Source organism: Sphingomonas sp. IC4-52 (genome assembly GCF_020707225.1).
GTDB lineage: Bacteria > Pseudomonadota > Alphaproteobacteria > Sphingomonadales > Sphingomonadaceae > Sphingomonas.
This window is the reverse complement of record NZ_JAJFEU010000004.1, coordinates 41,246-55,386: the sequence shown is the minus strand read 5'-3', so window position 1 is coordinate 55,386 and position 14,141 is coordinate 41,246. Positions and strand designations below refer to the sequence as shown.

Here is a 14,141-nt window from a genome sequence, read left to right as displayed (position 1 = left end):
CACTCCCCCTGGCAGGCGCCGCGACGCGGCCGTCTCCGCTGCCTTCAGGGGGCGAAGCGTTCCGGTTGCGCCTCGGCCAGGATGACGGCGAACAGATCGTCGGGGTCGGTCCATTCCATCACCGGCGTCCAGCCGCCGGCGCGCAGCAGGATACGTGCGTCGCGTGGGCCGTATTTGTGGCTGTTCTCGGTATGGATGGTCTCACCGGAGTCGATGGAGAATGGTCGCCCCTCGACTTCGAACGACACGTCGCGGGTCGCCTCCAGGTGCATTTCGATTCGTGCCCGGTCATCGTTCCAGATCGCGCGATGGCGGAAGGCGTCGAGCGGGATCGTGCCCTCCAGCTCGCGATTGATCCGCGCCAGGAGATTGCAGTTGAACGCCGCCGTCACGCCGGCCGCATCGTCATAGGCGCGAACCAGCACGGCTTCGTCCTTCACGCGGTCCATGCCGATCAACAAGCGTGCGCCCTGGCCGAGCGACCCGCGCATGGCCCGCAACAGGTCGACGGCAGCGCGCGGGATGAGATTGCCGATGGTGGAGCCAGGGAAGAAGCCAAGTTTCGGCGCGCTGGCAATGGTGCGGGGCAGATCCACCAGCCGCGTGAAGTCCGCCTCAAACGGCAGGACCAGCAGGGCGGGATAGCGGGCCGACAGCACGCGCGAGGATTCGCGCAGCATGTCGCCGGAAATGTCGATCGGGACGTAAGCGCTGGGCCGGACCGCATCGAGGATCAATGGCGTCTTCGTCGAGGAACCCGAGCCGAACTCAACCACCGCCGACCCAGGGGGGATCTGGGCAGCAAGCTCCGGCGCGATCCGCTCCAGCAGCGCCGTTTCGGTTCGGGTCGGGTAATATTCCGGCAGGCGGGTGATCTCTTCGAACAGATCTGATCCACGGCGATCGTAGAACCAGCGCGCCGGAATGGCCCGGGGGCGAAGCGCAAGGCCGTTCAGAACGTCCGCGCGGAACTGCGGATCGGCAAGGGAGGCTTGGCCGTCCTCCATTTCCTGCTTCAGCATTGGCTTCCTTCCTGTTTTGGCGCGCCGTCCGGTTGATGAGCGCAAGCGCCCGCGCAGCGACGTTTGGTGTCAGCGGTCCCGAGCCAGCCGGACGCCGGTGAATTGCCAGCGCTGGTGGGGGTAGAAGAAGTTGCGGTAGGAGGTGCGAGCGTGGCCGCGCGGCGTGGCGCAGGATCCCCCGCGCAGCACGAACTGCCCGCTCATGAACTTGCCGTTATATTCGCCCACAGCGCCGTCGGCGGCCGAAAAGCCGGGATAGGGACGATAGGCGCTGCCCGTCCATTCCCAGACGTCGCCGAAGAACGCCGGGCCGCCCTCGGCAGGCCGCGGTTCGACCGCGCTGGCCGAATCCAGCTGGTTGCCGCCGTTCGGATCATGGGCCGCGGCGGCTGCCTCCCACTCGGCTTCCGTCGGCAATCGGGCGCCTGCCCAGCTTGCATAGGCATCCGCCTCATAGAAGCTGACATGAGTCACCGGCGCGGCGGGATCGATCGGGCGGCGGCCGTCCAGTCCGAAGCGGGTCCAGACGCCATCGCGCTCTTCCCAATAGAGCGGCGCATGGATCCCCTCGCGCTGCAGCCAGGACCAGCCGTCCGACAGCCACCAGCGAGGCTCCCGATAGCCCCCGTCGGCAATGAATTGCTGCCACTCGCCGTTCGTGACGGTCCGATCCGCGAGGGAATGCGCCGAAACCAACGTGCGGTGGCGCGGCCCCTCGCAGTCGAAGGCGAAGCCCCGACCATCATGGCCGATCTCGATCACGCCCTCATCGCGGTCGAGCCAGTTGATCGTGTCCGGCATTGCCACGGGGACCTTGGGCGCGGGCGACCACAAGGCCGGTTCCAGCGGGTTTTCGGAAAACAGGTGGAGGATGTCGGTAAGCAGCAGTTCCTGATGCTGCTGTTCGTGATGACAGCCGAGCTCCACCAGATCGCGCGGCGTACCGCCGAGAGAGGGCAGCGCCGTGATCAACGCCGAGTCCACCGCCGCGCGATAGACCTTCACTTCAGCAAGGGTCGGGCGTGTCACCATGCCGCGGCGACCACGCGCATGGCGGCGCCCCTCGGCCTCGTAATAGCTGTTGAAAAGAAAGGGAAAGCGCGGGTCGTGCAGCCGATAGTCGGCGACGTGATCGCGCAGAACGAACGTTTCGAAAAACCAGGTGGTATGCGCCAGGTGCCATTTGGCGGGAGACGCATCATCCATCGACTGAACGGTGGCGTCAGCGTCGCTCAGCGGCGCTACCAGCGCCTCGCTGAGCGAACGGACCCGGCCGAACCGGGCGGCCAGATCATCGTGCGAGGTGGCTTCCCTCGGCTGCATCTACCGTTGAACCTTCCATGACCGTCGCTGCGCAAGCGCGCACGGGCAAACGTGGAAGGAAGGTGAATGCCCCCTCCGACCATCCGCTAACCTCGATCAAGGTTCAACCAACAGCCGGCCTTTTGGTTCATCACGCGGCGCACGGCCGCGCGCGATCAGGTGCGCCCGGCAGCGAACAGCAGAACGACGACGATGATGACGGCCAGCCCCTGAAACAGGATGCGCTGCTGCATCATCTTGTTCGATTTGAGCTGTCCTTGCGTCGGACCGGCGGTGCCGGTTCCCCGAGCCTCCGCGCTGGCGTTCTGAAGGAACGCCACAATGCCGCGCACCAGCGCAACCAGCGTCGCAATCAGCGCCGCAATGAGGAGGATGACCAGGAACGTCTGCATGGACCCAATCTAGGCATCGCCCGTGCCAATGGGAACCCGTCCCGCACGCAGTTCCGCGGCGAGCGCTAGGCCGTCGGCGCCGCCTTCGCGCATGTCTGCCAGAGCCGGGGCACCGTGCCGCTTGGCCAGCCGCAGGCCATCGGGCCCGGTGAGCAGCGGATGGTGGTGATAGGCCGGCGTGGGCAGATCAAGCAGCGCCTGGAGCAGGCGATGGACGTGGGTGGCGGCGAACAGATCCCGTCCGCGCACCACGTCTGTCACGCCCTGCCATGCGTCGTCCACCGTGACCGCGAGATGATAGCTGGCTGGCGCATCCTTGCGGGCGAGCACCACGTCGCCCGCCGACAGCGGGTCGGCGGCGATGACAATGCCGTGGTCCTGCCAAGTGATCGGCCCGGTACGCGCGACGGCTTTCGCCATGTCGAGTCGCCAGCAATGCGGCCGATCGGGATGATGCGGCACCCGCGCGCGGCAGGTGCCGGGGTAGAGCGGTTCGGCGCCATGCGGGGCGGACAGGCTGGCGGCGGCGATCTCCGCGCGGGTACAATAGCAGCGATACAGCAGGCCCATGTCGCGCAGCCGGTCAAGCGCCTCGGCATAAGCGGGAAGACGATCGGACTGGTGGAGCACCTCGCCGTCCCAGGTGAGCCCGAGCCAGGCGAGATCGGCGATGATCGTCTCGACATGTTCGGGGCGGCTGCGGGTGCCGTCGATATCCTCGATCCGCAGCAGGAAGCGGCCGCCGCGGCTGCGGGCGAGATCATGGGAGAGGATCGCGCTGTACGCGTGGCCGAGGTGCAGCCGGCCGGTTGGCGAGGGGGCAAAGCGAGTAACGATCACGCGTGGGCATGTGTAGAGGCGCGGTGCGCGCGGCAAGACTCCGCTTGGCCAAGGCGCGGTACTTGCAACGCTAGCTATTATGACGGAGGCAAGGCGGCGGCGCTCCCGATGATCGGAAGCGCCGGGGCGAGTCTTCGCTCAGCGGCCGCTGAACACCGGTTCGCGCTTTTCCATGAAGGCCGCGACGCCTTCCTTATGGTCCTCGGTGGACATGAGGCGGCGGATCGTCTCGATCGCCCAACCGCCCAATTCTCGCGGATCGCCATAAGCGGCGCGGCGAAGGCCTTCTTTCATGTAGCGCAGTGCGAGCGGCGGATTCGCGGCGATGCGCGCGGCGAGCGCGCGGGCCTGCGTCATCAGCTCCGCATGCGGCACGACTTCGCGCACCAAGCCGATGCGCGCCGCTTCGCCCGCGTCGATCACGTCGCCGGTGAACAGCAGTTCCGCCGCCTTTGCCGGGCCGACGATCGCGGGCAGGCGATAAAAGCCGCCGACATCGCACACGAGCCCGCGCTTGATGAACAATTCCGCGAATTTCGCCTTCTCCGATGCGAGGCGGATGTCGGCATAAAGCGCCAGTTCCATGCCCCAGCCGACCGCGGCACCGTTCACCGCGGCGATCACCGGCTTGTCGCATTCCAGCGCAGCCATGGCGGCGGGGGTGGGCTGGTGTCGGACCACCGGCGGCGCCTTGCGCGCAGTGAAGGAATCCGGGCCAGCCATGATCTCCGCCACGTCGTCGCCCGAACAGAAGGCGGGATCGGCGCCGGTGACGATCACGCAGCGAACGTCCTCGTCAGTTACCGAGCGCCGGAACGCCGCCTCGAGTCGGCCATAGGCATCCCAGTTCAGCGCGTTGCGTCGCTCCGGACGATTGAGCGTGATTGTCGCGACATGATCAGCGACCTCATAGGTAACAGTGTCGGTCAAATATCCTCTCCCCTTGACCCGGTGAATCGCCGGCTGTCATCATGGCGTCATCGCTTGGCGTGACATCACGCCACGACACGGTATCGAAGGGGGACCTGCTTGTTCCATCCCGATCTGATCCGCCATCCGGACGCGTGCCCGACGCTCGTTCTGAACGCCGACTATACGCCTTTGTCTTATTATCCGCTCAGCATCTGGCCATGGCAGACTGCGGTCAAGGCAGTGTTTCTCGACCGGGTCGACATTGTCGCCCATTATGAGCGCGAGGTGAGAAGTCCCACGCAGTCGATCCGGCTGCCATCGGTGATCGCGCTGAAACAATATGTGAAGCCGTCACAATTTCCGGCCTTCACCCGGTTCAACCTGTTTCTGCGCGATCGATTCGCCTGCCAATATTGCGGCAAGCATGTGCGCGAGCTGACATTCGATCATGTGGTGCCGCGCGCGCAGGGCGGCCGCACGACATGGGAGAATGTCGTCACGTCTTGTTCCCCCTGCAACTTGCGCAAGGGCGGGCGGACACCGAAACAGGCGGCGATGCCGCTCCATATCGAGCCGATCCGCCCGACCAGCTGGCAGCTCCAGGAGCATGGCCGAAGCTTTCCTCCCAACTATCTCCACGAAACGTGGCACGATTGGCTTTATTGGGACGTTGAGCTGGAAGCCTGATCTTGAGGGAGGTTAATCGGGGATGCGATCGTTGATGATGCTGGCGGCGTGCGGTTCGCTGCTGGCAGCCTGTGGCACGCGCGAAGAACAGAATGATCACGCCGCGGCCAATAACTATACGCCGCCCACCGTGACCTCCCGGCTTGATTTCGGCAGCGAGATCGAGCGGCGGTTCCACCGCATGGACGTGAACGGTGACGACCGCATCGTGGCCGACGAACTGCCGGAGCGGCTGCGCCCGATGATCGCGCGCGGAGATACCAACAAGGACGGCGCGCTCAGCCCGCAGGAATCGGGTGACCTGATGCTCGACTGGTTCGATCGCAATGATCTGAACAAGGACGGCACGCTGACCAGCGAGGAACGCGACACCTATCGCAAGCGCCGACAGGAGGAACGCCAGACCACACCTGGCGAAGCTGCGCGTTGACGGCGGTGGTCGGCGGGTTGCAGCATGGCGGAATGAGCGCGCTTCCGTCGATCACCAACAATGATGATATCCGGTATCTTGGGCGAGTCCTGGGGGATGTGATCCGGGCCTTGGGCGGGGAGCGACTGTTCGCCGCCACCGAAGCGATCCGCTCGGCATCGGTCGAGCGGCATCGCGGCGCCGGGATCGCAGTGGATCACCATCTCGAGGCGTTGTCGCTCGACGAGACGCTCGATTTCGTTCGCGGCTTCATGCTCTTCTCTATGCTGGCCAACCTGGCGGAGGACCGGCAGGGGATAACGGCAGAGGAAGGGGCGGACGTTGCTTCCGCGGTGGAGCGACTCGCGGACGAGGGCGTCGACCGCGACGCCGTGCTGGCGCTGCTCGACCATGCGCTGATCGCGCCGGTGCTGACCGCCCACCCGACCGAGGTGCGGCGCAAGAGCATGATCGACCATCGCAACCGCATCGCCGAACTGATGGCGCTTCGCGATACGGGCGCGGAGGAAACGCCGGACGGCGACCGCATCGACGAGGCGATCGTTCGGCAGGTCGCGCTGCTGTGGCAGACCCGCGTGCTCCGCCGCGAACGGCTGTACGTGACGGACGAGGTGGAAACCGCGCTCAGTTATCTGCGCGACGTGTTCTTGCCGGTGATCCCTGCGCTGTACCAGCGGTGGGACCGCGCGATGGGACAGCGTGTCCCCGGGTTCCTGCGGCCGGGAAGCTGGATCGGTGGCGATCGCGACGGCAACCCGTTCGTGACGGCTGAATCGCTGAAGGTCGCGCTGGGCAAGGCCTCGGGCGCGGCGATTGGCTATTATCTCGATCAGCTGCATGCGTTGGGCGCGGAACTGTCGATCTCGGCGGATCATGCACCGGTGGACCCGGCCGTGATCGCATTAGCCGAAGCCAGCGGGGATGATGCCGAAAGCCGGCGTGACGAGCCATATCGTCGCGCGCTGTCGGGGATCTACGCGCGCCTGGCGGCTACCTATCGCAAGCTGGTAGGCACCCGGCCGCCACGGCCGGCGGCGCGTGACGCAGAGCCGTATCCCGATCCCCGCGCCTTTCGCGCGGATCTGGTTGCCATGGCGCGCGCCTTGTCCGCCGCGGGTGGCGGCCTGCTCGCCAGCGGCGGAGTGATTGGGCGTTTGATCCGCGCGGTGGAAGTGTTCGGGTTTCATCTCGCGACGCTCGACCTGAGGCAGAACAGCGCTGTTCATGAGCGGGTGGTTGGCGAGTTGCTGGCCCGCGCCGGTGTCTGTGCCGATTACGCGACGCTGAGCGAGGACGAGCGGGTGGCGCTGCTGACCCGCGAACTTGCCACGGCGCGGCCGCTGACCAGCCGCTTCATCAGTTATTCCGAGGAAACCGCCAAGGAGCTCGCGATCGTCGCAGCGGCGGCAGAGGCACACGCGACTTACGGACGGGCGTGCATCCGCCAGTATATTGTGTCGATGTGCACTTCGGTCAGCGACCTGCTCGAAGTGCATCTGCTGCTGAAGGAAGTTGGCCTTTATGTGCCGGGCGATCCCCCGCAGGCGCAGGTGATGGCCGTGCCGTTGTTCGAAACGATCGGGGATCTGGAAGCTGCGCCGGGCATCATGAGCGCTTGGTTCGCACTGCCGGAAGTGGCCGCGATCGCCCGCGCGCGTGGCCACCAGGAAGTGATGATCGGTTATTCCGACAGCAACAAGGACGGCGGCTACCTTACGTCCACCTGGCAACTCTCCAAAGCATCGACGGCGCTGAAGCCGGTGTTCGAAGCGGCCGGCGTTGGCATGCAGCTGTTCCACGGTCGCGGCGGCGCCGTGGGGCGCGGTGGCGGGTCCAGCTTCGCCGCGATCCGCGCACAGCCGCCCGGCACGGTGCAGGGCCGCATCCGCATCACTGAGCAGGGCGAGGTGATCGCGGGCAAATACGGCACCCGCGAAAGCGCGATTACGAACCTGGAGGCCATGGCATCGGCCACGCTGCTGGCCAGCCTGTCGCCAGCGCCGCTTTCCAATGCCGAAAATGAAACCTTTGCCCGAGCGATGGACCGGCTCTCGGACGCCGCCTTCCACGCCTATCGCGATCTCGTTTACGGCACGGAAGGGTTCAACACCTTCTTCCGGCAGATGACCCCGATTGCGGAGATCTCCGGCCTCAAGATCGGCAGCCGCCCGGCAAGCCGGAAGAAGTCGGCAAAGATCGAGGACCTGCGCGCCATTCCCTGGGTGTTCAGCTGGGCGCAGGCGCGCGTGATGCTGCCCGGCTGGTATGGCGTGGGTCAGGCGATCGCGGCGTTCGAGGACAAGGCGCTGCTTGCGGAGATGGCCGAGGGCTGGCCGCTGTTCGCCGCCACGCTCGCCAATATGGAAATGGTGCTCGCCAAATCGGACATGGGCATTGCCGAACGCTACGCGAGCCTCGTCGAAGACGAGAAGTTGGGGCATCGCATCTTCTCGCGCATTCGCGATGATTGGCAGATCACGCAGGACGGGCTGTTGCAGGTGACGGGGCAGTCGCGGCTGCTGGAAAAGCATCCCACCCTGGACGCGTCCATCCGTCTGCGTCTGCCGTATATCGAGCCGCTCAATCTGCTGCAGATCGAATTGATGCGCCGTCACCGCGCCGGGGAGGATGATGCGCGGATTGCCGAAGGCATTCTCCTGTCGATCAATGCGATCGCCACGGCGCTACGCAATTCGGGGTGAAGGATCCGGTGGCGACCGCTAGCCGGCGCTGACGCTGGCTGCCCTTTGCTGTTGCGAGTTATTCGCGATTGCTCTAGCCGGATGTCGAAAGCGGCTGACCTCAGCGCGTAGATGGAATGGGCATGCAGGCCAGCGACGTGGACGTGACGGGTGAACAGCGAGTGTCGGGCGAACGGCCCCGGACCGCGTCTTCCCGTCCTGTTGCCCCTGCCAAGCCCAGGAAGAAGGTTCGCGCCTTCTGGCTGAAGCAGCTGCATATGTGGCATTGGGTCAGCGCGGCCGTTTCATTGGCCGGCATGTTCCTGTTCGCGATCACCGGCATCACGCTGAATCATGCGGCAACGATCGGCGCCGAGCCGCAAGTGACGCGCGCGGAAGCGACGCTGCCGCCGCCGCGGCTGGCTGAATTGCGCGGAGACCATGCCGCCGACGCACCGCTTCCCGCCTCTGTTGCCAGCGCGGTGGCGGCGGCGGTGGCCGTCGACCCGGCGGGCCGGCCCGGTGAGTGGTCGGACGAGGAAGTCTATGTCGCCATGCCTGGGCCGGGCCGGGACAGCTGGGTCAGCATCGATCGGGAAAACGGCACCATTACCGCGGAGACGACCTGGCGCGGCTGGATCTCCTATTTCAACGACCTCCATAAAGGCCGCAACACCGGGGACCCGTGGTTCTGGTTCATCGACGTCTTTGCGGTTGCCTGCATCATCTTCACCCTGACGGGGCTGCTGCTGTTGCAGCTTCACGCCCGGCATCGTCCGTCCACCTGGCCGCTGGTCGCCACGAGCATCATCGTGCCGCTGCTGCTGGCCCTGTTCCTGATCCACTGAGGGAGCTTTCGCGAACCCATGCGCCCTGCCTATCTGCTTCTTGCCGGCGTGGTGAGCGCGCCCGCCGCCGCCCAAACCGTCAGCGTCACCGTACCGCGGCTGAAGGTCGCCGAATATCACCGGCCCTATGTTGCAGGGTGGCTGGAGCCGGCATCCGGCGGCGCGGCGCGAACCGTATTCGTCTGGTATGACGTAAAAAAAGGCGGCGCCGAGCCGGGGACCAAGTGGCTCGCCGATCTGCGCAGCTGGTGGCGCAAGGGCGGCCGAAGCCTGAAGCTGCCGGCCGACGGTGTCAGCGGTGCAACCCGAGCGCCCGGCACCTATCAGATCCCGCTGCCCAAGAACCTGCCGGCGGGGCAATATGTGCTGAACGTCGAGGCCGCGCGCGAAACCGGCGGGCGGGAATTGGTGCGTGTGCCGATCACTGTGCCCGGTCGCGGCGGCAGCGCCAGCGGCAGCACCGAGCTCGGCTCCATCACCGTTCGTTGAGGAAGATCACCATGCGCCTGAAGACCATCCTGCTCGCCGCCGTGGGCGCCGCAACGCTTGCAGCTCCCGCCCTTGCGCACCGTCAATGGCTGTTGCCATCGACCACCACTTTGTCCGACACCAACCAATATGTGACGGTGGACGCGGCGGTTTCGAACGACCTCTTCTACCCGGATCACGTCGCCATGCGGCCCGAGCAGATCAAGGTGTGGGCACCCGATGGCACGCAGGGTGCGATCGAGAACGCCGCGACTGGTCGTCATCGCTCCACGTTCGACGTCAAGGTCGACAAGCCCGGCACGTGGAAGATCGGCACCGAAATGTCCTCTGTGATGGGCAGCTTCAAGCTGAATGGCGAGACGTGGCGGGTAGGCGGCCGACGCGGCCCGCCGCCGGCAGCGGGCGCCGGTGCGCCGCAGGGGGCACCGCGGGTACAGAGCGTCGCCACGCCGGCGGAGATTCCGGCGGGCGCGACGGATGTGAAGCTGACCGAGGTCATGGGTCAGAACGCCATCTATGTCACGGCCGGCGCGCCCAGCGACGGTGTCTTCAAGCCGACCGGCAAGGGGCTGGAGATGCAGCCGGTTACGCATCCGAGCGAGCTGGTGTCGGACGAAGAGGGGCAGTTCCGCTTTCTGGTTGACGGCAAGCCCGCTGCCGGCGTGACCGTGACGGTGGTGCCTGGGTCGAAGAAGTTCCGCGAAAACGAAGCGGTCCAGGAGCTGACCACCGGCGCGGACGGGCTGTTGCGGGTCAAATGGCCAGTGCCCGGCATGTACTGGATGAGCGCAACCGTGACGGACGCCAAGGCGAGCGTTCCGCGTGCGACGGAGCGGCGCATGACCTTCACCACCACGCTCGAGGTGCCGGCACCCTGACCTGAGGCCGTGGCGTCGCCCGACATTCCGGCGGGACAGCCAAGGCTGCTGGTGCCTGAGATCGACCCGGCCGCTTTGGCCGGGTGGAGCCCCGATCTAGCCGTGCGGGAGCTCGGCGGCGCCACAATGGGGACGCGCTGGCAGGTGAAGCTTGCAGCGTCGGCCGGGCTGGACGTGGACAGTATCGGCCGCGCGATCGAACGCCGGCTGGATCAGCTCGTTTCGGAAATGAGCCACTGGCTGCTGGACTCGCTGATCAGCCGGTTCAACCGCGCTCCGCCCGGACGCTGGACGATGCTGCCACCGGACTTCGCGACAGTGATCGCCGCGGCGCTGGACGTGGCAGTGGCGTCGGGTGGAGCGTTCGACCCCGCGCTGGGGAAGTTGGTTGATCTATGGGGCTATGGGCCGCAGCGATCGGCGGCAGCACCGACGGCGGAGGCAATCGCGGCGGCAGTGCAGACGGGCGGATGGCGACAGCTCGCCTTTGATCCCCCGGCGCGCCGTTTGCAGCGCCGGGCGGACGTACGGCTCGACCTGTCCGGCATCGCCAAAGGTTATGCGGTCGATTGCCTTGCCGCGGTGGTGGCCGAGCACGGCGTCGGGCACAGTCTCGTTGAGATCGGCGGCGAGTTCGTGGGGCGCGGGATACGGCCCGATGGCGATCCCTGGTGGGTGGATCTGGAAACGCCGGGCGCTCTCGCGCTGCCGCTGCGATTGGCGCTTCATCAGCTCGCCGTGGCGACGTCCGGAGATTATGTCCGCGGGCGGCACACCATCGACCCTCGAACCGGCGAGCCGGTGGGCCATGCGCTGTTGGTCAGTGTTGTTCATCGCTCGGCGATGCTGGCCGATGCCTGGGCCACTGCGCTCAGCGTAGCTGAACCAACGGAGATGAAGGCGCTTGCGGAGGCGAACGACCTCGCCGCGCGGGCATTGATCCGGCAGCCCGAGGGACTGATCGAATGGTTCAGCCCCGCCCTTTCCCGGATGCTGGTTGATTAAACGGGCGCCTGTACGAAGGGGCACCTGCGGGCGCGGACCCGCACCGGCATGCGCCGCGTTCATTCCAGATGATCGGCCGGCTTGCCTTTGCTTCAGACCCGCGCACTGCGGCGCAAGAGGCGTGCGCGGAGGCGCTCGGCGGATTTGATCCGGATGGCACGATCGCCATCCTGTCGCATTTCGACGCGGATGGGCTGGCGGCGGCCGCTGTGCTAGCGCGGGCGCTCGAGCGAGCGGGACGCCGCCATGCCATTCATCTAACGGGAAAGGGTGAGACGCCCTGGGATCCGGACGTGGCGAGCCGCCTTTCCGCCGGTGACCCGGCGGGGCTGATCCTGCTCGACCTTGGCACGCGGGCCACTCCCGTGCTGCCCGGATGCCCGACGGTCGTCATCGATCATCATGTGCCGACCGGCGAGCCTGCGGGTGCGATCACGATCAGCGGCAACGGCCTGTCGCCTGAGCCGACCAGTGCGCTGCTGGCGTATTGGGCGGCGGGAGCGCTGGGGGATGTCGACGACCTGCTCTGGCTGGCCGCCATCGGCCTGATCGGCGACATGGAGGAAGGCCGTGACTTTCCCGAGCTTGCCGAAGCACAGGCGCGCTGGGGCAAGACCGCGCTGCGCGACGCGGTGTCGCTGATCAACGCGCCCCGACGCACCGCCGCGGCGGATGCCGGCCCGGCGCTGCGGCTGCTGCTCAGCGCCGATGGGCCCAAGGCAATCACCAAGGGCGTGGATGCCGATTCCGAGGCATTGCGGGCAGCGAAGGCCGAAGTTCGCGCTGCCATGGAAGCAGGCAAGCGCCAGCCGCCCGTGGTGGTGGGGGACGTGGCGCTCATCACACTCGACACGCCATGCCAGATCCATCCGCTGGTGGCGCAGCAATGGCGCGGCCGGCTGAAGGATAAGATCGTCATCGCGGCCAATCATGGCTACCGCCCCGGGTGGGTCCATTTCGCCGCGCGATCGGCAAGCGGACGCAACCTCATCGACTTTCTTGCCGAACACCGGCCGCCGGATGCGGATGGCCGCTACGGCAACGGCCATGCCCAGGCCACCGGTGGCGCCCTGACTCTGGCCGATTGGAACAGTTTCGTGCGCGGCCTCGGCATCCCTCAGGCGCAGGTGCTTTCATGACAGACAACAGCCGTCCGCTTCGCCTCGGTTTTCCTGTGAAGGTGATGGGCAAGCCTGGCCTGAAATCCGGCGACACTCGTCGATGGCAGAAGAACCCGCATCTCAAATGCTCGTTGGAGCTGCTCGACACGGTGCTGGACTATCTGAAGGCCGAGAAGCTCGACATGTACCGCCTGTCGTCGGACATCGCGCCCTACGCGACCCATCCCGACATGCCGCAGTTTCACAACATGGTGGCCGAAAGCGATGCCGAGTTGCGCGCGTTCGGCGCCAAGGCCCGCGCGTATGACATCCGCCTGTCATTCCACCCGTCGCAATATGTTCTGCTGAACGCGCCCAATCCGGAGCTTACCAAGAAGAGCATCTGGGATCTGTCCAGCCAGGCCGAGATGCTGGACCGTATGGAGCTTAACGACGAAGCGGTGATGATCACCCATGTCGGGGGCGTCTATGACGATCATGAAGCGAGCCGTGCCCGCTGGATCGAGGGGTGGGAGCAATGCCCCGAACACGTGAAGCGGCGCTTGGTGCTGGAAAATGACGACATCCGCTTTTCGGCCGCCGACGTGTTGTGGATCCACGAGCGAACCGGCGTGCGCTGCGTGTTCGACTACCAGCATTTCTGGTGCCTCAATCCCGAGCGGCTGGACATGCGCGACACGCTGGAACGATTTCTCGCCACCTGGCCCGCCGGCGTGCGACCGAAGATTCATTTCTCCTCGCCGCGTACCGAGATGCGGGAAGTGAAGCAGAAGATCACCGCCAAGCAGCGGGCAGACGCCAAGGCGGGCAAGGGGCGGGCGCGCAAGGGCGAGGTGCTGAAGGCGCCGGTAAAGGCAACCGCCCGCGTGAAGACTGTGCTTCGGCCGCCGATCTGGACGGGGCACGCCGATTTCACGAACCCGTTCGAATTCGCCACCTTCATGCGCATGGCCGACGGGCTGCTCTTCGACGTGATGATGGAGGGCAAGGCGAAGGATCTCAGCCTGCTGAGGCTGCGTCCGGATCTGCTGCGCTTCGCCCCCGACGTCGCGGCACGGTTCGGCATCACGCAGGAGGATGCGGCGGATCTGGCCGCCGACGAGGCGCGGCTCGATGGCGGTGTGAGCGCCGACGACGAGCCGGACGTGGACGAAGGGTTGATGGCGGCGGAATGAGCCGTTCGTGCGTTGTGTTCCCGGCCGAGATCTGGAGGCATCATGGACATCACGAAACTGCCGGCAGGTGAGCCGGCGCCCAGCGACAGCGACTGCATCAGGATCCAGGAACTGGACGATGGTCGTTACCGCTTGAACGGATCAGTGCTGTTCCGCTGCGGCGATACCGACGCTGCTGAATCAGTGTCGCTGGTCGGGGGTGAACCCTATGCGACCTATGACGATGCGGAGGCTGCCGGCCTCGCCTGGGCAAACGAACATTGCGCGGAAAAGCTGTACGTCAGCCGGTCGGCCGGAACGGCGCCCTTGCCCGACGTGATCTGACGGGCGGGACCGCC

At 66.2% G+C, this 14,141-nt stretch carries 15 protein-coding genes; 10 read left to right on the top strand and 5 right to left on the bottom strand.

Annotated elements, in window-relative coordinates:
• Positions 1 to 44 precede the first annotated feature (44 nt).
• From egtD to LK535_RS11125, 5 genes are all read right to left on the bottom strand, one after another.
• Positions 45 to 1,022 carry an L-histidine N(alpha)-methyltransferase gene (egtD, locus tag LK535_RS11145; RefSeq protein WP_227771987.1) on the bottom strand — a complete coding sequence of 326 codons (978 nt, stop codon included), beginning with the start codon at positions 1,020 to 1,022 and terminating at the stop codon, positions 45 to 47.
• 69 nt (positions 1,023 to 1,091) lie between these two features.
• Positions 1,092 to 2,345, bottom strand: a complete 1,254-nt coding sequence (egtB, locus tag LK535_RS11140; RefSeq protein WP_227771986.1) for an ergothioneine biosynthesis protein EgtB — start codon at positions 2,343 to 2,345, stop codon at positions 1,092 to 1,094.
• 155 nt (positions 2,346 to 2,500) lie between these two features.
• Positions 2,501 to 2,737, bottom strand: a complete 237-nt coding sequence (locus LK535_RS11135; protein ID WP_227771985.1) for a twin transmembrane helix small protein — start codon at positions 2,735 to 2,737, stop codon at positions 2,501 to 2,503.
• Positions 2,738 to 2,746: 9 nt separating this feature from the next.
• Positions 2,747 to 3,577, bottom strand: a complete 831-nt coding sequence (gene gluQRS, locus LK535_RS11130) for a tRNA glutamyl-Q(34) synthetase GluQRS (protein WP_227771984.1) — start codon at positions 3,575 to 3,577, stop codon at positions 2,747 to 2,749.
• 138 nt (positions 3,578 to 3,715) lie between these two features.
• Entirely contained in the window at positions 3,716 to 4,507 is a 792-nt protein-coding gene (locus tag LK535_RS11125) for an enoyl-CoA hydratase/isomerase family protein (protein WP_227771983.1), read from the bottom strand.
• 99 nt (positions 4,508 to 4,606) lie between these two features.
• Between LK535_RS11125 and LK535_RS11120 the strand changes: the two genes are divergently transcribed.
• The 10 genes from LK535_RS11120 (at position 4,607) to LK535_RS11075 (ending at position 14,127) form a co-directional block, all read left to right on the top strand.
• Positions 4,607 to 5,176 carry an HNH endonuclease gene (locus LK535_RS11120; RefSeq protein WP_227771982.1) on the top strand — a complete coding sequence of 190 codons (570 nt, stop codon included), beginning with the start codon at positions 4,607 to 4,609 and terminating at the stop codon, positions 5,174 to 5,176.
• Between the two features lie 22 nt (positions 5,177 to 5,198).
• The gene (locus tag LK535_RS11115; protein ID WP_227771981.1) at positions 5,199 to 5,606 is read left to right on the top strand and encodes a hypothetical protein; all 408 of its coding nucleotides are present in this window, start codon (positions 5,199 to 5,201) and stop codon (positions 5,604 to 5,606) included.
• A 32-nt stretch (positions 5,607 to 5,638) separates the two neighbouring features.
• Positions 5,639 to 8,308 carry a phosphoenolpyruvate carboxylase gene (gene ppc / locus LK535_RS11110; RefSeq protein WP_227771980.1) on the top strand — a complete coding sequence of 890 codons (2,670 nt, stop codon included), beginning with the start codon at positions 5,639 to 5,641 and terminating at the stop codon, positions 8,306 to 8,308.
• 122 nt (positions 8,309 to 8,430) lie between these two features.
• Positions 8,431 to 9,135, top strand: coding sequence for a PepSY-associated TM helix domain-containing protein (locus tag LK535_RS11105; RefSeq protein WP_227771979.1), 705 nt, complete (start codon positions 8,431 to 8,433; stop codon positions 9,133 to 9,135).
• An 18-nt stretch (positions 9,136 to 9,153) separates the two neighbouring features.
• Entirely contained in the window at positions 9,154 to 9,624 is a 471-nt protein-coding gene (locus LK535_RS11100; protein ID WP_227771978.1) for a DUF2271 domain-containing protein, read from the top strand.
• Between the two features lie 11 nt (positions 9,625 to 9,635).
• The gene (locus LK535_RS11095; protein ID WP_227771977.1) at positions 9,636 to 10,502 is read left to right on the top strand and encodes a DUF4198 domain-containing protein; all 867 of its coding nucleotides are present in this window, start codon (positions 9,636 to 9,638) and stop codon (positions 10,500 to 10,502) included.
• Between the two features lie 51 nt (positions 10,503 to 10,553).
• On the top strand, positions 10,554 to 11,507 hold the full coding sequence (locus LK535_RS11090; protein WP_227771976.1) for an FAD:protein FMN transferase: 954 nt from the start codon (positions 10,554 to 10,556) through the stop codon (positions 11,505 to 11,507).
• A 68-nt stretch (positions 11,508 to 11,575) separates the two neighbouring features.
• Positions 11,576 to 12,646, top strand: coding sequence for a DHH family phosphoesterase (locus tag LK535_RS11085; RefSeq protein WP_227771975.1), 1,071 nt, complete (start codon positions 11,576 to 11,578; stop codon positions 12,644 to 12,646).
• Positions 12,643 to 13,803 carry a UV DNA damage repair endonuclease UvsE gene (uvsE, locus tag LK535_RS11080; protein WP_227771974.1) on the top strand — a complete coding sequence of 387 codons (1,161 nt, stop codon included), beginning with the start codon at positions 12,643 to 12,645 and terminating at the stop codon, positions 13,801 to 13,803. The genes LK535_RS11085 and uvsE overlap by 4 nt, the downstream gene beginning before the upstream one ends.
• A gap of 42 nt (positions 13,804 to 13,845) precedes the next feature.
• On the top strand, positions 13,846 to 14,127 hold the full coding sequence (locus tag LK535_RS11075) for a hypothetical protein (protein ID WP_227771973.1): 282 nt from the start codon (positions 13,846 to 13,848) through the stop codon (positions 14,125 to 14,127).
• Positions 14,128 to 14,141: the final 14 nt, after the last annotated feature.

Coding starts and splice junctions, on each gene's coding strand:
- egtD (WP_227771987.1), bottom strand. CDS start 1,022: ATGCTGAAGCAGGAAATGGAGGACGGCCAAGCCTCCCTTGCCGATCCG.
- egtB (WP_227771986.1), bottom strand. CDS start 2,345: ATGCAGCCGAGGGAAGCCACCTCGCACGATGATCTGGCCGCCCGGTTC.
- LK535_RS11135 (WP_227771985.1), bottom strand. CDS start 2,737: ATGCAGACGTTCCTGGTCATCCTCCTCATTGCGGCGCTGATTGCGACG.
- LK535_RS11115 (WP_227771981.1), top strand. CDS start 5,199: ATGCGATCGTTGATGATGCTGGCGGCGTGCGGTTCGCTGCTGGCAGCC.
- ppc (WP_227771980.1), top strand. CDS start 5,639: ATGAGCGCGCTTCCGTCGATCACCAACAATGATGATATCCGGTATCTT.
- LK535_RS11105 (WP_227771979.1), top strand. CDS start 8,431: ATGCAGGCCAGCGACGTGGACGTGACGGGTGAACAGCGAGTGTCGGGC.
- LK535_RS11100 (WP_227771978.1), top strand. CDS start 9,154: ATGCGCCCTGCCTATCTGCTTCTTGCCGGCGTGGTGAGCGCGCCCGCC.
- LK535_RS11095 (WP_227771977.1), top strand. CDS start 9,636: ATGCGCCTGAAGACCATCCTGCTCGCCGCCGTGGGCGCCGCAACGCTT.
- LK535_RS11085 (WP_227771975.1), top strand. CDS start 11,576: ATGATCGGCCGGCTTGCCTTTGCTTCAGACCCGCGCACTGCGGCGCAA.
- uvsE (WP_227771974.1), top strand. CDS start 12,643: ATGACAGACAACAGCCGTCCGCTTCGCCTCGGTTTTCCTGTGAAGGTG.
- LK535_RS11075 (WP_227771973.1), top strand. CDS start 13,846: ATGGACATCACGAAACTGCCGGCAGGTGAGCCGGCGCCCAGCGACAGC.